We start from the raw sequence: 21,417 nt of genomic DNA, 5'->3' as shown, positions 1-21,417 counted from the left end.
GCCTTTCTTGCCGAAAAACCGGAGGGCAAAGATACTACCCTTTTCCCTTTATAAACAAGCTTTTTTTAAACTTTATTTTTGGCACCACCAAAGGGTTTAGCACCCAGAGGCTTGCCTCGAAATAGAAAATTTATCTCTAACGAATATTCTAAAAGATTATCCGAAGTAGTTTTCTTGTCTGCTTAACAATGAACGTAAAACCGTTTTTTATACCCGATTTTGGAGGCGCAAATATAGAACCAATATCTGTACCCGCAAGCACTTTTATAAACTTATTTTAAAATAATTTACTCCAACCTTAAAACCAAATACTTACAACTTCAACTTTTTATAAAATATACTTAAAATGTATCCCCATCTGCCATTTTAAAAAGACTGACTCTATTTACAAAACATCAAAATCAAGGACTCACCTACATTTTACTCGATGAAAGGCATAAAACTGAAAACCACAAAAGCAGAAAATAAGCGTAAGAAACAAACAGGCTAGGGATTCAGCAGCTTGCTTGAGAGCTTGGTAAGAAGAAAAAGCCAGCAGAAGTAAGCAGCGAAAGCCTAATTGCTCTTGAATAAACAACAAAAACTACAGAAAGAAATTCCAAACCAATCCAAAACGCAATGTGAAATCACGATACGGATAACCAGGAGCACTATAATAATTACTAGGTGACACCAGTGAGTTTACATGCTCAGCTATAAAAAAGATACGCGTTTGACGAACTTTCATATTGAAAAATAAATCCAACAATGGGAACTCCCCTATCTGCTGCTCATTTTGAACATAAAATTCTGCCAGAACAGGATCGTAAGCATTCATCGCATACTTGGTGAAATAATTAAATCGCAACCCCGTTTGTACAAATAAAGATTTCTTAAACCAATGGTCTGTATAATAAACTGTATTGCGCGTGACCACTTCCGGAACATTTAAATAAGAACCTCCAGAACTTACCGTCTGATATGCCACTGTATTGTCTAATCCGAATTTCCCAAAATGAACGTCTTTATTCACCTTAATCTTTAAATAGCTAACATTATCCCCTGTCTGGAATGAATTGACAAAACCATCTGTATCCAATGCGAAATATGCATAGTCTGTAATGTTGACAAAACTAGCAGAAGCATTAAGCCACTTTGACGATTTCATATCAAAATCAATAGAGCTCGTTTTCACATTTTTATAATCTTCAGCATTATACCAGTTGTAATTTTCATAACTGCTTTGATACAACAAATGATTATAATTTGCTGCGCTTGAGTTGATATGTATGCCTCCAGAGAAAAATGCTTTATCTTTTAATTGATAACTCGCTTCGGCATCAAAGTCAAAGCCTGAGAAATCTCCAGCAACATTGGCTTGCGCTTCTCCTTTTAACTGAAAGCCTTTATAAAACTTTTTATAAGAAGCTCCCGCAGCAATTAAATTACCCTGAAGCAAATTAGGGATTCGACCTTCATCCTGAATCAACACAGAGTTATACCCATATTTATAATAGGTGTGATTCACCTGAAAATTCAATGTTCCCAATAAATTATTAGAATATTCTACAAAAATCCTGTTATTAAAATCATTGAGATCTGTACGATCTGTCAAATTAGAAGTAACAAAAGATTCTCCAAATAAATCTGTAGCAGGACTTGTCTGGCGGTATTCAAAAAACTTATCCTCATAATTTAGAATATGCCCAACTTGAATTCGGTTATTGTTTACACTGTCATTCTGCGGAATTAGATCATAACGCTGATTGATGTAAAAACGCTGCCCATCTAATATACTTTCAGCATCTTCAAAATTCACAGAAAGCCTGGCTCTATCACTAAATTGAGAATCATCACTAGCAAAATTCGTTAAAGCCTGATCGGTTAAACCTCCGTTTTCTTGATTCAAAAGATCTTGTGCGACATAGTGCGCTTTTAAATCATACCTGCCATTTTTAGACTGATAATTGAATGCAAACCTAAAATTACCAGTACTGGTGAGTATATGCTGATATTTACCTAAACTACGCAAACCCTTATAAGCAATCGAAAAATTGAATCGCTCAGATTTGTTCATTGTAAAAAAGGCATCTAAGTTTTGACCCTGCGAAAAAACACTTTTATAATACAGTTCGGTTAAGGGAGTTGGAACATTATAATAATAAATATCTTCAACTTCCATATAGTTGAAATGCCTTGCTCTGGCACCAAAAATTGGCCTAACCTCTTCTCCTGAAAAATCGTGAACTAAGGTGTTATAGGTTTGTCCTTCATTAGAAAAAGGCAACAACTCAAAATTATCTTTTCTGAGATAGTTGTATTTGTAAAGCTTCTTTATAGTTAAAGACGTATCTACAATTGTAGTGTCATTGGCTACAGAAATAATCTTGTACAACTCTATAGGTGGTCGCTCCTGCTTCTCTTGTTTTGGTGGTCTTACCGAGTTTCGCGTATTAGTAGTATCACGCACGGTATTTCTGTCAGCATCCGAAGAAAGTCTTTTTAAGGTTTGCCCTTTTAAAGGCAATACCAGTAAACCGAAAAATAGAAGTATTAGAAGATTTCGCATTAATGAAATTTGTGCCAAAAATATGGTATTTAAACGGAAAGATATAAGGAAAAGTATCGCATAAAAAAAACCACCCGGTTGCGGGTGGTTTTAAATATATTAAGGCTATAGACTAAATTAATAACCAGGGTTTTGTTCTAAATCTGGATTTAGATCTCGCTCACGTGTAGGTATTGGAAAAATAGTCAAGTCGTCACCAGCGTTAGAATCACTAACATTGTCTTGACCAGCTCTTCTTAAGCTACGTCCATTTCTTAGCAAATCAATTCTTCGATGACCCCCTTCAAAAGCTAATTCCTTACGTCTTTCAATTAAAACACGATCAATATCAACAACACTAACTGGATCCAAACTTGCTCTATCGCGCAAAGTATTAATATCAGATAATGGAGAAGCACCAATTGTTGTTCCTCCTCTTACATTAGCTTCTGCACGAATTAGATACATTTCAGTAATTCTTATAATAGGAGCATTGTCAGCATTAGTAACTCCATCGTCGAATTTAGTAGTAAAAACTGAGGTTACACCTTCCGCATCAACTCCCGTTTGAGTTAACTCAGAATATCTTAAATCCCCTTCTTCTTCTGCGTACGCTGCAACAAGATTAGCACTAAAAGGAGCATCACCTCTTCCTTCAGGAGTCGGGTTTGTAAGCCCGCCAAAACCTTCGTTACTATTCTGACTATCAATAGCTATATTGATTATAGAAAAAACATCTTCAGAAGTAAGACCATTGTAAAAACTATAATCTGTAGCTAAGGTGTAAACTGGCGACTCTATTACTTGAGTTGCCAACTGAGCTGCGACAGTAAAATTTTCACGATAAAGCTCAAGACGAGCTAATAGTGCAGTTGCGGCTCCAGATGTTGCTCTACCTCTAGTATCTGCATTAGCTGAATAAGAATCAGGTAAATTATTAATAGCAAAAGTCAAATCTGTATCAATCTGATCATAAACTTCATTTAAAGTATTTCTAGGAATAAGAAAAGGAGTCGTATCACCATTAAAATCATCTAAAATTATCGGAATAGATAAACTAGAGCCATTTCCTATATTAAAAGGTTGACCGAAATAAATTGACATATTGAACATCGTTAAAGCTCTCATAAATCGAGCTTCACCTAAAAATTGATTTTTAGTTTCCTCGGGCAAGTCATTCAACTCTACAGGAGGAAGATTATTAATCAAAAAATTACAAGCCTCAATTACGTCAACATTCTGAAACCAAATATTATCAATACTTGTATTATCTGCCTGTGTTGAGTATGTAAAAATCTGTCGAAAAGTAGGAAATGATCCCTTAAATGAAGCGTTATCCGCTTGCCACTCTGAAGCTGTTTGAGGCGTCCCATTGAAAGCATCAGCTGCTTGAGCCTGGCTATAAAGACCTAGAACAACTCCCTCTATTGTTGTAGGGTTTGATAAAGCAATCTCTGGAGAAACATCATCTTCAGATATGATTTCAAGTTCGTCTGTACAACCTATGCTTATAAAGAGCATCAAGGCATATACACTCTTTTGAAAAAATTTATATTTCATAATTATTTTTTTTAGAAAGTTAATTTAGCGCCAATTATATAACTCTTAGACTGAGGAGCAACAAAGAAAGATTCTCCCAAAGCAAGTGGATTCAAACTATCTGTAACCTCTGGGTCAATACCATCTAATCTATCTCCTTTAATAGTGAATAGATTTGTAGCTGTACCGTATATCCTTAACCCTTTAATAAATCCAACATTATCTAAAAATGTCTTTGGGAAATTATATCCTAGTGTAACATTTTTAAACCTTAAAAAAGAGCCATCATATAGTTGTAAAGTAGACTCCCTTTGATATGTTGAAAATGTAGCACTCGCTGGAGAAGGAACAAATGCATTTCTATTATCTTCAGTCCAGTAATTAAGAACGTCGGTAGATAAATTGAATGACCCTATGAAATCAGCATTACGTGTAAACCTATCTCCATCAATTAAGATATCGTTTCCATAAGAAAAGTTAAACAAACCATTAAGATCCCAGTTTTTATATTTAAAAGTCGTTCTAAAACCACCATAAAAATCTGGGTTAGCATCACCTACAATCACTCTATCATCTGGTGTTGGGCTTGAAGTAACATCACCATCTCTAGTTAACCATTCTGCATCTCCAGTATCAGGATTTACACCTACATAACGAATTAAATAGAAACTATTTGCAGATTCTCCTACAATAGCTCTCTGAGCTGGCGTACCCTGAAGAAATTGACGGCCTTGCACATCTGTACCCGCTCCTGGTAAAGCTAGAACCTCATTTTGAAGAGTTGACAAATTAAAATTCAACTCCCAACTAAAGTCATCGCTCTGAACTGCCGTTACACCAAGATCAAATTCAAAACCACTGTTTTCAATTTCACCAGCATTTCTAGTAACGCTTCTAAATCCAGTTGCACTTGGAACTGGTACATTAATCAACAAGTTGTCTGTATTCTTTTTATAGTAATTTACATTCAATCTGAAACGATCTTGTAAAACTCCTATTTTCACCCCTAAATCAAGAGTTTTTGTTTCTTCCCACTTAAGACCTGGAAGTGCCGGGCCAGTGTTAGTCAAACCTGGATTTCCGTTGTAATCTGAAGATCCAAAGGTAGCTTGCGATGTAAAGTCTCCTATTCTATCGTTACCGGTAGTACCATAACTACCACGTAATCTTAACCTATTGAAAATACTTCCATCCATAAACGACTCTGCAGAAATATTCCAACCAGCTGCGACTGCATAAAAAGTACCAAATCTATTTTCAGATCCAAATCGAGATGAGCCATCTCTTCTAACAGAACCCTCAACTAAATACTTTCCGTCGTAGTCATAATTAAGCTGACCAAAATAACCAAATAGACTACTTTCACTTGTGGTACTACTCGTTACTGATGGCTCAGATCCTGAACCTACGTTCGGTAGCGCATCAGTTAAAAAATTAGTTGTTGCTGCATCTAAAAAACGCGTATTTGTTTTTTGATATTGCAAACCAACAAGTGCTCCTAAATTATGATTACCAAAAGAGTTTGACCAATTTAAAGTATTATTAGCGTTTATATTTTCGACTTGCCCTATAGCATTTTCAGCAGAACCTCCAGGAGTAAAAACCTCTGAGCTTCTAAAGATATTTTCAACAAATCTTTTATCTAAACCAAGACTTGATCTAAATGTAAATTGGTCGTCAAAAAAATCAAACTCACCATAAACATTACCAAGAAGTCTTGTTGTTTTAACCAAAAAAGTATTTAAAGCCTCAATTCCTATTACGTTCTGACCTGTTTGGCCTGAAGGGATAAAATCTCCTGCTTCATTTCTTGGCACTGCATTAGGTCTAATTAATTGAGCTGCTGTAATTGGAGCAAAAGTACTATTCTCCTCACCTATTCTATCATTATTTGCAAAACTAACTTGTGCATTTCCACCAACTCTCAGATCATCATTAATATCTGACGTCAAATTCAATCTAAAGTTTCTAGTTTCTAACTCATTCCCTATAATAAAACCTTCAGCATCACTATAGTTAAAGCCCAAGTAATAAGTACTACTCTCTCCTCCACCTGTAACAGATGCATTTTGAGTATATGTATAACCTGTTCTGGTTACGCCTCCAAGCCAATCAAAGCCTGGGCCGGTAAAATCTAACCCAAAATTATCCCTTAACACTTCGGGAGAAAATGTATTTACCCCATTAGAGATATTAAGAACATCTGAATAAAATTGCCCGTATTGTTGATTTGATAAAATTGTAGGAAGGTCTGTAGCATTTGAGACCTGAACAAAACTTTCAAACTGGACTGATGGTGCTTGACCAACTTTACCTTTTTTGGTAGTTATAAGTATAACACCATTAGACCCTCTTGAACCATAGATTGCTGTCGCTGCAGCATCCTTAAGAACTGTTAGAGAAGCAATACTTTCTGGATTTATAGTCGCTAAGGGATTCAATGCCCCTCCTCCAGAAGTAAATGTCTGAGCACTATCATCTAAAGCCACTCCATCAACTACAAAAAGAGGTTGAGCACCACCTGTCAAAGAATTAACACCTCTAATTCTAATACTGGATCTAGCTCCCAAAACACCAGATGCTGAAGTAATACTAACACCTGAAGCCTGACCTTGTAATAAATCTTGAGGATTTTGAGCAGGTATATCATCTATTTCATCTCCACCAACTACGGCGACAGATTGTAAGATTTTATCCTCTTCTCGCTCGCCAAAACCAACTACAATCACCTCATCCAGAGATTCTCCAGCAGTCATTTCTACATTGATAATTGAAGTTGCACCTACTGTTTTTTGCTGCTCTTCAAAGCCTACATAGGAAAAAATAAGCTCCTGCCCCTGCTCTGCTCGGACAGAATAATTCCCATCAAAGTCGGTTTGAGTACCAACACTAGTTCCTTGAACAACAATATTCACCCCTGGGAGAGGCATATTGTTTCCATCAGTCACCGTACCAGTAACTGTTTTTTGCTGTGCAAAGGCAAACTGAGTTAAAAGCAGTAAACCTAGTGCAAAGCACCACGTAATTTTTGATTTCATAAATTTATTTATTTGAATTAGCCATCGCAAACATCTTAAAACTTTCTTAGAATTGCAATAAAATTCTTAACAGCATCTTAATTTAACATATCAAATATGCAAAACACCCACTATTCTTACTTGCGTTTTTGCTGAATAAACAACCTTTTCTGTAAATTGTTAACAATATTTTAAGAAGTGTGTTAAATAACAGAAAGCGTTGAATCTAAGCAAAATAGCTTACTATTTTATTTTCCTCAAATTCTAATCTAGAAAAATATAATCTTGAATGATCTTAAAACTTCAATCAAAACATAATCTTATTGAATGTGGTACAGACGAAGCCGGCAGGGGTTGTCTTGCCGGTCCTGTTACAGCCGCAGCAGTGATTCTGCCTAAAAATTTTAAAAATTTAATACTCACTGACTCTAAACTTTTAACTCATAAATCCAGAGAATCTCTAAGACTTATTATAGAAGAACAAGCTGTAGCTTATGCGATTGCGCATATATTTCCCACTGAAATTGATGAAATCAATATCTTAAATGCGTCAATTAAAGCGATGCATTTGGCTATTGAGAATTTAAAAACAACTCCGGAACATATTCTGGTTGATGGTAATAGGTTTAAACCTCTTGCTACTATATCTCATGAATGTATTATTAAAGGTGATAGTAAATTTCTTCCTATTGCTGCTGCATCAATACTGGCTAAAACAGAGCGTGATCGTTATATGACGGCTTTGCATATGAAATTCCCTCAATACAACTGGAACAAAAATAAAGGATACCCCACAAAAGAACATCGAGAGGCTATTAGAGCGTATGGGTTGACTCCACATCACCGCAAAAGCTTCAAACAATTACCAGATCAATTGAGTCTTGATATTTAAGAGTTTTTCAACACAAGTGCCTTATATAGAGTTCCTATCTTTGCCCAACTTAAAACTGCAACTTAAATGAGGAAATTAGCGTCACTTTTTTGTCTACTATTTGTTCTGATCAAATGCGAAAAAGCTCCAACTACAGACACCAGTTTATTACACTTGATCCCTCAAAAGTCTGCAGCTATCATTAGAGTGCCTTACTGGGAAGACTTTAGCGAAAGCATAAAAGCAAATGATCCCGCTAACCTTCTTTCTGAAACAAATCTCAACCAAACATTAGTTGAATACAGTGAACTTTTCAAAAACTTTAAACCTGTTGACGAAACTTATTTATCATTTGTTGCTCTTGGGGACAATGATTATGACCTGGCTTTAATCACAGAATCTAACCCCAAACTGGTCTCTAAAGATTCTGTTTTTATAAATTCAATTTCTACTTATGATTATGAGGGTGTCTCCATCAATACCATTACTATTCATGACACCCCTTTACATTACCTGAACTATAATTCAATTTTTATTGCCAGCACTTCAAAACTGATTTTAGAAAATGCAATTCTTCAGAATAATACCGGCAGGGATCCTATTGATACTTCTTTAGAAAAAATGATCAAAACCAGCAACGCACAACGCGCTAACCTCTATTTAAAAGGATCGAGGTTTAAAAAACTTTTTAGAACTATCATCCCAAAATTTAAATTCAGCTCTAACACAACTCCTTTTGAATGGCTTGCTGTTGATATAGACCTAAATACTGTAGAGTCGCTGCAATTAAACGGTGTAGCAACAACCTCAAATGACGGCAAACAAGTATTAGACCTATTAAAAAACATGGATCCTGCTAAATCTAAGATTGCGAGTATCACGCCTTCCACGAGTAGAGGCTTTATAAGTTTCAATTATTCAGATTGGGAGACGTATCATACAAATCTCGCTATTTACAAAAAAGCCGCCCCTAAAGCGTTTAAAATTCCATTTACTGAATATTTTCAGTCAACTACAGAAACAGGAATTATATATAAAGAAAATGAGCAACTCATTGTGTCTTTAAGTTCTGATGTTGAAACTTCAACAATCAGCTTAGCTTCAGTTTCTACCGAAAAAGAGAATTTCAGAGATATTCCTATTTATGCGATTTCAGACTCTACCTTTTTACAAAAAGCCTTTGGTGAGTTGCTAGATCCGCCGGCAGTACAATTTTACAGCGCAATAGACTCTTATTTTGTTTTTGCTAAAAACTCAACTTTATTAAAAGACCTTATCGCCAATTATCAGAATGAAGCCGTTCTGGCAAATACGTCTTCCTTTGTAGCATTTGCAAGTAAAATGAGTGATGAGAGTACGCTTTCTTTCTATGGAAACACTAAACATTTAGCAGATTACATAAGTGAAAAAGTTGACAAAAAAGAGGCTGCAACTTTAAAGAATATTGACTTCAAAAATTACCCGGAAAGCTTCTTACAACTTATACAAGCCGATGATTTCACTTATCTAAACGCAGCAGTTCATAAAATCAATCAGAAAAAAGAGGCCGCGCAGGTGGTTCAAGTTGCCAGTGTTAAACTGGATAATGATTTGCTTTCTCCTCCTCAAATGCTTAAAAATTACCGAACAAAAGGGCAAGATATTTTGGTGCAGGATATCTCAAATATTTTATACCGAATAAACAGCAGTGGAAAAATTGAATGGAAAAAAGAACTAGACGGACCTGTTTTGGGTAACATTAAACAAGTAGATCTTTATAAAAACGGAAGATTACAATATGCGTTTACAACCCCGTCTCATTTTTATATCATAGCCAGTGACGGTGATCTTGTAAAACCTTTTGATATCGATTATACTGACAAAATCACACAACCTTTAGCCGTTTTTGATTATGACGGAAGCCGTGATTATCGTTTCCTAATTGTTCAAAACGATAAAGTAACTATGCTTGATCGAGAAGCTAAAAAGGTAGATGGATTTTTATATAAAAAAGCTTCTGCTGAAATTCTTCAGGAAGCTCAGCACATAAGACTTGGCAACAAAGATTATATTTTATTTCAATTAAAATCCGGGAAATTAGAGATCTTAAATAGACGTGGTGAAACCCGAATACCTTTAAAAGAGCAATTCACATTTTCTAATAATCCTGTTTTTGAAGATTCAAATAGCTTTTTAGTATTGGAAACTGACGGCACCCCTGTTACTATTTCGCAAAGCGGAAAAATCACCAGACAAAAACCTAAACTGGGAGCAGGATTTCAGTTTGATAAACTCAATAAATCTGAAGCTTCACTAATAGAAAACAAGCTAATCATTAATAAAAGAAATCAGGAGATAGCACTAGGCATCTACACGGGATTGCAAGTTAAAAAAGCTTCAAATAAATACTACATCTGCATTACTGATCTGCAAGAAAAAAGAGTATTGATCTACGACGACAAGGGCAACCTGCTACCTAGTTTTCCGGTCTATGGCGCTTCAAAAATTGATTTTGGCTCTTTAAAAAGTTCTAAAGACTTTGGCTTTACTACTCAAGGCGAGTCAGACAGCGTTATAATCTATCAAATGAACTAGATTTCAACTCATTAAAAATCAAAATGTTAAATTCACAACTGAATAGTAAATTATTTAAAATAATAAGTTATTTTTATAGTATTAAATGGCCCCCTATGAAGTTTAAGTAGATCAACCTACAAATTTCACTAAGCTGTTTCCCCCTTTCTAATAAAATTAGTAAGTATTAAAAACAGCAATTATGAAAACTCTACTCTCTCATTGTTTTTTAATTTTTGGTATCAATGGCATTTTAAGTCAAAGCTTATGCTCAGATCTCAAAACTCTAAATGATTTTACTTCTTTAGAATTCACTTCTTATGGCACAGCAAACAACCTCATTGCAGTAACTGAATATGAGGTTTCTTCTGCATTTGCAACTCAAAATGGAAATCGGATAATTTTAAAAGCAGTACTACCCGAAGATGATAGCATCTCTAACACCAAGCAAACCTATTATGAAGTGGAGTGTAATTCTTCGGTATTACGTGTTAGTCACAAAAATGTAATACCTGCATTTGTTTTTGAAGAGTATAGCAATATGGAAGTTGATGCGTCAAATAGTAGCATTAGCATTCCTGTTAATCCTGAAATGGGTCAAAAGCTAGAAGATATCAGCTTTTCTATAGAAATTTTAGTTGCTCCTATCACCCATAAAGTAAGATACTTTTTGACAGATAGAAGTATCAAATCACAAGAAAGAATCAATACACCCGCAGGGACTTTTGAGTGTTTTGTGATAGAAGCAAATTCTAAGATGAAACCAAAGAATAAAAATACCGGAACCGTAAAACAATGGTTTGCACCTCAAATAGGGCTTATCAAACAGGTTGACTTTGATGCTTCTGGAAAGGTTACCAGTGTAAATTTACTTACAGCTTTAAATAGCGGGAATCAACAAACAAAAATTGCAATTGAAGGAGAATAATTATTAAATAAATTCAGCTTCAAACAATGCGCTAAAGTGCTTCAGAAGTTTTTGTTTTACTTCCTTTTCGTCAACTTTTGCTTTACCTAATTCCACATTTAAAGAAGTTACTGCCTTTTCCTTTATTCCGCAGGGAACAATATTGTCAAAATAACCCAGATCAGCATTTACATTAAATGCAAAACCGTGCATAGTAACCCATCTGCTGGCTCGTACGCCCATCGCACATATTTTACGCGCAAACGGGGTTCCTACATCTAACCATACTCCAGTCTCACCAGGTGAGCGTTCAGCTTTTAGACCGTATTCTGCCATAGTATGAATTATCGTTTCTTCAAGAAGCCTCAGGTATTTATGAATATCTGTAAAGAAATTTTCAAGGTCCAGAATGGGATATCCCACAACTTGCCCGGGGCCGTGGTAGGTGATGTCACCCCCTCTATTTATTTTATAAAAAGTGGCTTCTTTAGCTTTAAGTTGCTCTTCAGAAATTAAAAGATTGCTTATATCCCCACTTTTACCTAATGTATAAACATGCGGATGCTCTACAAATAAAAAATGATTCGGTGTAGGTAGATTAGTTTCCTCTCTCCTGTTCTTAATTTTCAGATCAAGCACGGTTTTAAAAAGGGATTCCTGATAGTCCCAGACTTCTTTATAATCCCGCCTCCCTAGATCTTCTAAAACAATCTTCTTATTCATACTGCAAAGATACAATTCATTTTAGGGCATCCCATTAGATTTAAAACCAAAAAGAATCCTGTACAAATCCAACTTAAAACTAGCGCTTGTTTACAATAACTAATGCAGCAATAACACCCGGAATCCAGCCACAAAACCAGAGTAATGTTACAATTAAAACAGAGCCGCAACCTTTATCAAGCACGGCTAGCGGAGGTAAAAAAATAGCTATGACAGCTCTTAGAAAACTCATTTTTGATTTGATTTATGATGATTGATGTATCTATAAGTCATAAATTATAAGCTTTCGTTACAGTTATTGATTTCTCGCCTGCGAGTTGCTATATTTGCGGGCTAAATAAAACGCCGCTAATCAAATCATTTAGCGGTAAATTTTAATTTAAGGGCAACCTTACAAAAAGTAACTCCACACGGTGGATTAAAGACAGCATATGCAACTTTCAGAACAGGAAATTATCAGACGTGAGAAACTGGCAGGTTTACGCAAATTGAATATAAATCCGTATCCAGCAGATTTATACCCCGTTAATCATACTTCAGCTAAAGTCAAACAGGAGTTTGAAGAAGGTAAAAGTGTAATCATCGCCGGTAGATTAATGTCTCGAAGAATACAAGGCAAAGCCTCTTTTGCAGAATTGCAGGATGCTACCGGCCGTATTCAGGTATATTTTAATCGTGATGAAATTTGTCCTGATGATGACAAAACACAGTACAACGAAGTTTATAAAAAGCTTTTAGATATAGGTGATTTTATAGGTATAGAAGGTGAATTGTTTACCACCCAGGTAGGTGAAAAAACCGTTATGGTAAAAAAGTTTACGGTTTTAAGTAAAGCCTTACGCCCATTACCCTTACCCAAAGTTGATAAAGAAGGAAACGAATTTGACAAATTTAATGATCCGGAGATGCGTTACCGTCAGCGCTATGCAGATCTCGTAGTTAACCCTAAAGTAAAAGAGGTATTTGTAAAGCGCACCAAGCTTTTTACGGCGATGCGTAATTTCTTTAACGATAAAGGCTATTTTGAGGTGGAAACTCCAATCTTACAATCAATACCCGGTGGTGCTGCTGCCCGCCCCTTTATCACCCATCATAATGCGTTGGATATTCCTTTATACTTGAGAATTGCAAACGAATTATATCTTAAAAGATTGATCGTAGGTGGTTTTGACGGGGTTTACGAGTTTTCTAAAAACTTTAGAAATGAAGGGATGGATAGAACCCATAACCCTGAATTTACCGCGATGGAAATTTATGTAGCCTATAAAGACTACAACTGGATGATGGAGTTTACCGAAAAACTGCTTGAGCACTGTGCGACAGCTGTAAACGGCACTACCGAAGCTACTTTTGGTCAACATAAAGTTGACTTTAAAGCTCCGTATAAGCGCGTTACAATGACCGATGCTATCAAACAATTTACAGGTTTTGATATCACCGGAAAATCTGAAACAGAATTACGCGAAGCTGCTTTGGGAATGGGTCTTGAAGTTGATGAAACAATGGGTAAAGGGAAACTTATTGATGAGATCTTTGGCGAGAAATGTGAAGGAAATTTTATTCAGCCCACGTTTATAACAGATTACCCTAAGGAAATGAGTCCGTTGTGTAAAGAGCACCGCGAGAACCCAGAACTCACAGAGCGTTTTGAACTCATGGTATGCGGGAAAGAGATCGCAAATGCGTATTCAGAATTGAATGATCCTATAGATCAGCGTGAGCGTTTTGAAGAGCAACTGAAACTGGCTGCAAAAGGTGATGATGAAGCTACAGAATTTATAGATCAGGATTTCTTAAGAGCACTAGAATATGGTATGCCTCCTACTTCGGGACTAGGTATTGGAATGGATCGTCTCATTATGTTTTTGACAAACAATCAATCTATACAGGAAGTCTTGTTCTTCCCGCAAATGAAGCCTGAGCGCAAAAAAGTAGAAATGACTGAAGAAGAAAAGACTATTTTCAATATTCTAAAGAAGGAAAAAGAAATGGCTCTTGATGCCCTTAAAAATGCCAGCGGTTTAAGTAACAAAAAATGGGATAAAGGTATTAAAGGCCTTACCAAACAAAAACTCGCTCAAGTTGAAAAAGACGGAGATGCCCTTAGCGTTTCTTTAGTCGATTAAGACCTAATATTTAAACTTAGTAAAGCCCGATTTTAATTGAGATCGGGCTTTTAATTTTTTATATATTGAATTAAGCGTTAGCATATCGCTTAGCAGCGGTCTCCTTGGATTAAAGGAAAAAAGAGAACAAGATTTAACAGGTCACCATCATAATACATTCATTTCGAAAAACACATCTCGAGACTCCAAATTTGACACCCAAGTTATGTTTTACTGCACTCTATTTTAGTCGCTTTCATAACCTTAGGAAAGCACTATTATTATAAATTGAAACAGGTAATAGCTATTTTGAGGTCAATACCTGCACTTGACCTGAAGTATATATGGAGTATCTATAGCTTTGCCGCGGGTGAACCACGGGTGAACCTCGAGTGAACTATGGGTGAACTACGGGTGAACTACGGGTGAACTTTGAACATGTAATCGCCAGATTAAAAAAGTTCATTGTTGTTCAGAAATAGCTTAAGTGATAACGAGAATGACGATCAACAATAGCGTCAATTTCTGCAAGCCATTGATGCAAAGAAGTACTACTAATATAAGTCATTTCTCTAGCTTTGTCAATAGGTATTAAAACTTCACTTGAATTGCGTATTTCTTCCAGAAAGGTGAAAATTTCCAATACTCATATCAGAAAAAAAACAAATATCTTTTAAACCTTTTACCATTATCATAGTCATAGCTATATAACGTAAAAATTAACAGATATGAAAAATTTGATCGCAATCCTTGCTTTATTTGTTTCAGTAACAGCTTTAGCTCAACGAGGTTGTCATCAGGAAAGAATAAAAAGAATGATGAATACTACTCCTGAAGAACTCGCTGAAATGCAAACCAAACGTTTAACCCTTGCTTTAGTATTAGATGATAAACAACAAAAGGATATTTACGACCTAGAGCTTGCTACTGCAAAAGAACGCAAAGCGAATTGGGAACAACGCGCTGCAAAAATGAAAGCGCGTGATGGAGAAAAACCTTCTGAACAAGAGCGTGAAGCTATACATAAAGACCGCAAGGAAAAATATGCTGCAATGTTAGACAAGCAAATTGCACATCAGGAAAAAATGCAGAACATTTTAAATGAAGAACAATTTGACCAATGGCGAAAACTGAAAATGAAGCGTCACAACCGCATGGCAAATCGTGATGGAAAAAGAGGCAACAGACCTCAACGTCATAGAGACTCAAATAAAGGTCTTAAATAAGAGCTGCTTTACTCGATAATCGAGATTAAATACACCCGAGACTTACCTCAAGGTTAAAAGTATTTTTTCTTTTAACGTATTTTTTGCTTGTTCAACGAATATTGATAAAAAACAATAATCCCCGGTTAAAACCGGGGATTATCGTTTTTTAAAGTACTCTCTTCTCTTTCAAGTCCGGAGCAACCTTTGCCACAGCAGCAATCGTTGTATCAAGATCTTCATATGAAAGCGCGTCGGTAATAAACCAGGTTTCATAAGCACTTGGAGCAATATAAACCCCTTCATTTAACAAACCGTGAAAGAACTTTTTAAAGGTTTCATTAGCGCCCTTAGATGCCGAAGCAAAATCGGTCACCGGTTCAGCAGCAAAATGTACAGAAATCATAGAGCCCAATCTGTTTATGGTATGCACAACATTATGTTTATTTAATGCTTCAGCAATTCCCTTATGAAGATATTCCGTTTTTTCTGAAAGTCGATTAAAGATTTTTTTATCGTTATCAAGCGTAGTAAGCATTGCCAGACCAGCAGCCATTGCAAGCGGATTTCCACTTAAAGTACCCGCCTGATAAACCGGCCCTACCGGAGCGAGATAATCCATAATTTCATTTCTAGCAGCAAAAGCTCCCACAGGCAGGCCTCCGCCAATAACTTTACCAAAAGTCACGATATCTGCGCGAACATTCATTAATTCCTGTACACCTCCAGGCGCTAATCTAAAACCGGTCATTACTTCATCAAAAATGAGTAATGCACCGTGAGCATCACACAATTCCCGTAATCCTTCTAAAAAACCTTCAGCAGGAAGAATACACCCCATATTACCGGCAACGGGTTCTAAAATAACGGTTGCTATTTCGTCTGTATTTGCTTCAAAAATTTCTTTTACCTGCTCTAAGTTATTGTACTCAGCTAGTAAGGTATCTTTAGCAGTCCCTTGCGTAACACCTGGACTATTTGGTGAACCAAAAGTCACTGCACCACTACCCGCCTGAATCAAAAACGAATCAGAATGGCCATGATAGCAGCCTGCAAATTTTATGATCTTATCTCTTTTGGTAAATCCGCGAGCGAGGCGCACCGCACTCATACAGGCTTCCGTACCACTATTTACAAACCGAATTTTATCGATACCCGGTACCATTTTTACCGCCAGCTCTGCGATTTTTGTCTCGATCTCAGTAGGCATTCCAAAAGAGGTTCCTTTTTGTGCTTTTTCAACCACTGCATCAACAACTGGTTGATACGCGTGTCCTAAAATCATAGGTCCCCAAGAGTTGATATAGTCTATCAGCCGGTTTCCATCTTCATCGTACAAATAGGCTCCCTTTGCTTCTTTTACAAAAACAGGGTCTCCCCCTACTGCTTTAAATGCTCTTACCGGTGAGTTCACCCCGCCGGGAATTACGTGTTGTGCTTCGGCAAACAAAGCACTGCTTCTTTTATAAATCATCATTAAAATCCATTATACTGCGGGATCACATTTAACTGCTGCCCGATGCTTATCGTATTATCACGTAAGCCATTATTCTTTTTCAATTCATCTACGGTAAGGTTGTACCTTCTAGAAATACTGTAAAGTGTTTCTCCTTTTTTTACCGTGTGCAAAACCACTTTATCGTTAGGTTCTGGCTTGTATTCTTTTACTTTATTTCCTAAAACTTCAGCATCATAATTATACATCGCATACCGCTCTATGATCGCAATAAGCTTTTCAGGATACTTCCTATCTGTTGCATAGCCTGCTTTACGTAAGCCTTTTGCCCAACCTTTGTAATCATCAGGGTCTAGGTCAAAAAGATCTGCATACCTGCTTCTACCGGTTAAAAACAAAGAATGATCTCTAAAGGAATATTTAGGGTCCCGGTATTTTCTAAAACACTCCCCTTTCTCATCGTCATCGTGATAAACTACAGCGCCTGTCCAATTATGACATTTAATTCCAAAATGATTATTCGCTTTTTTTGTTAGATTACCATTACCTGCGCCACTCTCTAAAACAGCCTGAGCCATAGTTATACTCGCCGGTATTTTATACAAACGCATCTCTTCTTTTGCGATAGGTGCAAAATGCTCAATATAATCTTCTACTTTATTAAAAGGTGCATACTCATAAGCTTTCTCAGTTTCCCGTGATGTTTCGGCAGGAGCTGTATTTCTATCAGATCGTGGCATTTCTACAGCTCTTGAAGAGCGTACACTAACTTTTCGTTTGGCAGCGCGTTTACTTCCACCACAACCCACCAGCAACGTACTTAACAACAGAACAACACCTATTTTTTTAATCATAGTCTTTAGACAATAAGAGATTGACCTTTTCTTTTTAGTTTCTCATTCATACCGGAAATCCCTTGAAGGCCTCCTGTATGAACGGCTAAAATACGGGTATTTTCAGAGAAAAACCCATTCTCAATTAGTTCTGTAAGACCATACATCATTTTACCCGTATAGACTGGGTCTAGCTGAATATTGTGCTTTTCTTTAAAGGAATTTATAAAACTAATTAAAGCTGAATTTACCTTTGCATACCCTCCAAAATGATAATCATTGATCAGGTCCCAATTAGTTTTTGAAGTATACATTTTAATTTCTTCCTTAAGGAAATCTCCTTTTAAAGCTGGAAAACCCAAAACTTTTTGGTGAGACAAACTGCCTTCTATAATTCCTGCAATTGTACCTCCTGTTCCTACAGCACAGGCAATAACATCGTAACTCGAAGTATCTGAATTTAATATTTCGGCGCAGCCTTTTACGGCCAGATTATTTGTTCCACCTTCAGGAATCAAATAAAAATCACCATATTCAACTTTCAAATTTTCGTAAAAGGAAGCCGCATGCTTTTCACGGTATTCAGATCTACTTACAAAGTGGAGTTTCATCCCACACGCATTCGCAAATTTCAAAGTTTCATTCTGCTGAAGTGTCTGTAGTAAATTATCACCCAGCTCTTTCCCTCTAATAACACCTACTGTTTCAAAGCCGCACAATTCACCTGCCTTAGCCACAGCTGCAATATGATTTGAAAAAGCACCTCCAAAAGTCAATAGAGTTTCTTGCTTTTGATTTTTTGCTTCTATAACATTGTATTTAAGCTTTCTGAATTTATTCCCAGAAACCCTATCGTGAATTAGGTCTTCACGCTTAATAGCTACTTCAATCGAGCTATTAGGCTTTAATAGCTTTTCGAGTTTTTGAATTTCTACAGAATATAAATCGTTTTCAAAAAAACTTACATCAATCATATTTCGTATCTGTGAAACAAAAGTAAGCTCGCGATTACAAACGCCCTAATAAACGATTACAATTCGCGAATAAGGACCTCAACCGAAACAGCAAGTTTTGTATTAAAGCACTTAGTGTCAATCGAATTCACTTGCAAAAACATGTAGATAAATCGATTAAATGATAGTTTATTCAGTTCAAAAGCATAGTTTTGCATAAGAAATTATTATTGATAACCGGTTGTCCCCGCATCATTAGATTAACCGAATTATGAAAAATGTCATCCCCTACCCTAAAATTAAATATCTAGTTTGGATATTTTTAGTTTCAATTATTTCTAACGCTCAAGTTGGAATTGGAACAACCTCTCCATCAGAAGGTTCTCTTCTTGATATCACAAGTACAGATAAAGGTGTTTTAATACCTAGAGTGAATATTGAGGATTTATCTACACAAGCACCTGTTACTGGAAATCTTTCAACCAGTGAAAGTCTTATGGTTTATAACACCAATACAACCACCGGCAAAGGCTTTTATTACTGGGATGGCACACAATGGGTTGCTATAGGTGCTAGTGGTGAAAACATCTACACCACAGATGGCACGCTACAAACTGATCGTATTGTTAGCCAAGAAGATAAGACACTAGATTTTGAAGGAAACATCGGTAGAAATGCGATTGCTCTAAAGCGAACTAATAATGTAACAGAAGTAGGACTATCTTTTAGAAATAGTGGTGATTTTTATGACGCATCAATCTTTCAGGAATCAGGAACAAATACCGGTTTGACTATCGCTACAGGTGGAAATCAAAATGACCCTACCTTATTGACTACTGCTGCAATATTTAATAATGATCAAACCACATCTTTCAGCAAATCTATTGCTGTTTTCGAAGGTGATGCAAACACAAGTGACATAACTGGCAAATTGTATTCATCAAATGATGATGGTATTTTAGAATTGAATGAAAACAATACCTACAACCATCGTATCGCTGCTAATAGCACAACAATTTTTAATGAGAAAGGACTTGACCTCGATTTAAGAATTGAATCTAACAACGAAACCAATGCTCTTTTTATAGACGGAGGTAGTGACCGTGTAGGTATTTCTCAGGGAACTCCTCAAGAAAAGCTTCATATTGGAGGAACTAACTCTACAATACGTACAGATGGTTTGTCTAATGCAAATAATGCAGAAAATGTCGCAGGAGATCCTATGCCTGTTTATGTTGATGATAACGGCACTATGGTTTTACAACCTTCTCTAGTACAAACTTATATGCCGGTAAATGAATATAATTTCACTACAGGAAACACTGTTAATTCTAGTACGGGCGCTGGAGTAAATACCACACTTTACAATACTTCAATAACCCTATCTCAAAACTCTTTGGTATTTATTAACTACCAATTTAGTGTCCAATTATTTAGAAACGATGGTTCCACAATTACAGATGGTAAGCCAAGATTGTTTAGAGGATGGATAGAAGTTGATGGAGATAACACCCGACCATATGGTTACGACACAGGAACTTATGCAAATCGCCCAGATACTAATGGAACTTATGCAAATGGATTCTATTACCTAAGTGGATCAACTTATGTTCAACTTACCCCTGGCACTCATACCATTAATCTCTTTGGTCGTGGTTTTGGAGGAAATTTTGACTTTCAAATAATTTTTGGGGGCACTAATTTTGATCATTTTCAAGTGGTAGTTCAGCGCTAATTAAATCCATCGTAAATAAGCCCAAAACGACCTTTTCTTTAAATAGCCTAGGTCGTTTTCATTTGCATAAGCTTCGCGTTCAAAACTAATGGCTCTATAGGCTTTATATTTTGATTTCAGTCGTATTAGATGTACACAAAACTCCACTGCATACCAAATATAAAAGGGCACAATCAGTAATTCAAGTTGTTGCCTAAGATGAATTTTTTCGTGATTCACAAAAATCTTATCATTCTTAAAATCTTCAGACTTTAGAAAGATAATTGGCCAGACCGCACAGCCCGAAAATTTAGTAAACAAACGCTTGGTATAAATATAAATCACCATAAGTACCTTATACTTGCGTTAAATATACAATCCTTACCTAGTTTTAAGCATTCTTTAATGCAAGACAAAAAAATGTTTTTATAAATTTATTATAGTGAATTCTTTTAAAAAACCCATACCGTTAGAAGATGGTGATTATTATTTAACACCAGAAGGTTACCGATGTTTTACAGAGCAGTATCATTTAAAAAGAGGGTATTGTTGTAAAAGCGGTTGCAGGCATTGCCCTTACGGTTTTGATAAGAATAGAGATTAAAACACTGATTATGGTATAATTATTGATATTATATCAATAGATAATTAGAATTTCGGCTTATTCAAAAACATTAAAATGATATCCTTATGAAAAATTTAAAACCCTTATTTCTTATTGCTGTAGTTGCGCTCTTCTCTTCGTGCAACTCTGTGCGTGTTGCATCTGACTACGATCAGAGTGCAGATTTTACAAACTATAAAACCTTTGCTTTTTTTAAGCCTGGTATAGATAAGGCCGAAATTTCTGATTTGGACAAAAAACGAATTTTACGTGCTATAGAAAATGAAATGCTCGCTAAAGGCTTTGTAAAATCTGAAGATCCTTCTATGCTGGTAAGTATTTTTACGACAGCTCAACAACGTGTTGATGTTTACAACAACTATGGTTGGGGCTGGGGATCCTGGGGGCCT

The 21,417-nt window shown here is 36.1% G+C and carries 17 protein-coding genes; 8 read left to right on the top strand and 9 right to left on the bottom strand.

Annotation, left to right across the window (positions count from 1 at the left end; all coding sequences use genetic code 11):
- Positions 1-583: 583 nt before the first annotated feature.
- The 3 genes from DSM03_RS18735 to DSM03_RS18725 form a co-directional block, all read right to left on the bottom strand.
- The gene (locus DSM03_RS18735; RefSeq protein ID WP_128762768.1) at positions 584-2,548 is read right to left on the bottom strand and encodes a putative porin; all 1,965 of its coding nucleotides are present in this window, start codon (positions 2,546-2,548) and stop codon (positions 584-586) included.
- Between the two features lie 117 nt (positions 2,549-2,665).
- A complete protein-coding gene (locus DSM03_RS18730; protein WP_128762767.1) occupies positions 2,666-4,087 on the bottom strand; it encodes a RagB/SusD family nutrient uptake outer membrane protein in 1,422 nt (473 codons plus the stop codon).
- 11 nt (positions 4,088-4,098) lie between these two features.
- Entirely contained in the window at positions 4,099-7,104 is a 3,006-nt protein-coding gene (locus tag DSM03_RS18725; protein ID WP_128762766.1) for a SusC/RagA family TonB-linked outer membrane protein, read from the bottom strand.
- 268 nt (positions 7,105-7,372) lie between these two features.
- Between DSM03_RS18725 and DSM03_RS18720 the strand changes: the two genes are divergently transcribed.
- From DSM03_RS18720 to DSM03_RS18710, 3 genes are all read left to right on the top strand, one after another.
- Positions 7,373-7,975: a ribonuclease HII gene (locus DSM03_RS18720; protein WP_128762765.1), complete on the top strand. Its 603-nt coding sequence runs from the start codon at positions 7,373-7,375 to the stop codon at positions 7,973-7,975.
- A 66-nt stretch (positions 7,976-8,041) separates the two neighbouring features.
- Complete coding sequence (locus tag DSM03_RS18715; RefSeq protein ID WP_128762764.1) at positions 8,042-10,528, top strand: hypothetical protein; 2,487 nt, start codon at positions 8,042-8,044, stop codon at positions 10,526-10,528.
- 181 nt (positions 10,529-10,709) lie between these two features.
- Positions 10,710-11,435: a TapB family protein gene (locus tag DSM03_RS18710; RefSeq protein ID WP_128762763.1), complete on the top strand. Its 726-nt coding sequence runs from the start codon at positions 10,710-10,712 to the stop codon at positions 11,433-11,435.
- Between the two features lie 3 nt (positions 11,436-11,438).
- Here the strand turns inward: DSM03_RS18710 and lipB are convergent, their stop codons facing one another.
- Positions 11,439-12,137 (bottom strand): lipoyl(octanoyl) transferase LipB, encoded by a 699-nt coding sequence (gene lipB, locus DSM03_RS18705; RefSeq protein WP_128762762.1) that lies wholly within the window; start codon positions 12,135-12,137, stop codon positions 11,439-11,441.
- A 79-nt stretch (positions 12,138-12,216) separates the two neighbouring features.
- Entirely contained in the window at positions 12,217-12,369 is a 153-nt protein-coding gene (locus DSM03_RS18700) for a YqaE/Pmp3 family membrane protein (protein WP_128762761.1), read from the bottom strand.
- A gap of 199 nt (positions 12,370-12,568) precedes the next feature.
- On the opposite strand from DSM03_RS18700, the gene lysS reads away from it, so the two are divergent.
- Positions 12,569-14,263 (top strand): lysine--tRNA ligase, encoded by a 1,695-nt coding sequence (lysS, locus tag DSM03_RS18695; RefSeq protein ID WP_128762760.1) that lies wholly within the window; start codon positions 12,569-12,571, stop codon positions 14,261-14,263.
- Positions 14,264-14,970: 707 nt separating this feature from the next.
- Entirely contained in the window at positions 14,971-15,468 is a 498-nt protein-coding gene (locus DSM03_RS18690; RefSeq protein ID WP_128762759.1) for a hypothetical protein, read from the top strand.
- 148 nt (positions 15,469-15,616) lie between these two features.
- On the opposite strand, the gene hemL is transcribed toward DSM03_RS18690, so the two are convergent.
- Genes hemL through DSM03_RS18675 form a run of 3 tightly spaced genes read right to left on the bottom strand, consistent with a single transcriptional unit; the run spans position 15,617 to position 18,710 of the window.
- Positions 15,617-16,921, bottom strand: coding sequence for a glutamate-1-semialdehyde 2,1-aminomutase (hemL, locus tag DSM03_RS18685; RefSeq protein ID WP_128762778.1), 1,305 nt, complete (start codon positions 16,919-16,921; stop codon positions 15,617-15,619).
- A 2-nt stretch (positions 16,922-16,923) separates the two neighbouring features.
- A complete protein-coding gene (locus tag DSM03_RS18680) occupies positions 16,924-17,757 on the bottom strand; it encodes a glucosaminidase domain-containing protein (RefSeq protein ID WP_128762758.1) in 834 nt (277 codons plus the stop codon).
- Between the two features lie 5 nt (positions 17,758-17,762).
- Positions 17,763-18,710: a 1-aminocyclopropane-1-carboxylate deaminase/D-cysteine desulfhydrase gene (locus DSM03_RS18675; RefSeq protein ID WP_128762757.1), complete on the bottom strand. Its 948-nt coding sequence runs from the start codon at positions 18,708-18,710 to the stop codon at positions 17,763-17,765.
- A gap of 250 nt (positions 18,711-18,960) precedes the next feature.
- On the opposite strand from DSM03_RS18675, the gene DSM03_RS18670 reads away from it, so the two are divergent.
- On the top strand, positions 18,961-20,424 hold the full coding sequence (locus tag DSM03_RS18670) for a hypothetical protein (RefSeq protein WP_128762756.1): 1,464 nt from the start codon (positions 18,961-18,963) through the stop codon (positions 20,422-20,424).
- Here the strand turns inward: DSM03_RS18670 and DSM03_RS18665 are convergent, their stop codons facing one another.
- Positions 20,425-20,751, bottom strand: a complete 327-nt coding sequence (locus DSM03_RS18665; protein ID WP_128762755.1) for a hypothetical protein — start codon at positions 20,749-20,751, stop codon at positions 20,425-20,427.
- 94 nt (positions 20,752-20,845) lie between these two features.
- Between DSM03_RS18665 and DSM03_RS19015 the strand changes: the two genes are divergently transcribed.
- Both DSM03_RS19015 and DSM03_RS18660 read left to right on the top strand, forming a co-directional pair.
- Entirely contained in the window at positions 20,846-21,007 is a 162-nt protein-coding gene (locus DSM03_RS19015) for a C1orf53 family protein (protein ID WP_161567110.1), read from the top strand.
- 86 nt (positions 21,008-21,093) lie between these two features.
- Positions 21,094-21,417 (top strand): DUF4136 domain-containing protein (locus DSM03_RS18660; protein WP_161568075.1); only part of this gene is annotated, 324 nt, incomplete at its 3' end.

Origin of the sequence: Leeuwenhoekiella aestuarii (genome assembly GCF_004104055.1) — a bacterium.
GTDB classification, from domain to species: domain Bacteria; phylum Bacteroidota; class Bacteroidia; order Flavobacteriales; family Flavobacteriaceae; genus Leeuwenhoekiella; species Leeuwenhoekiella aestuarii.
This window is presented reverse-complemented; position numbering and strand designations above follow the sequence as displayed.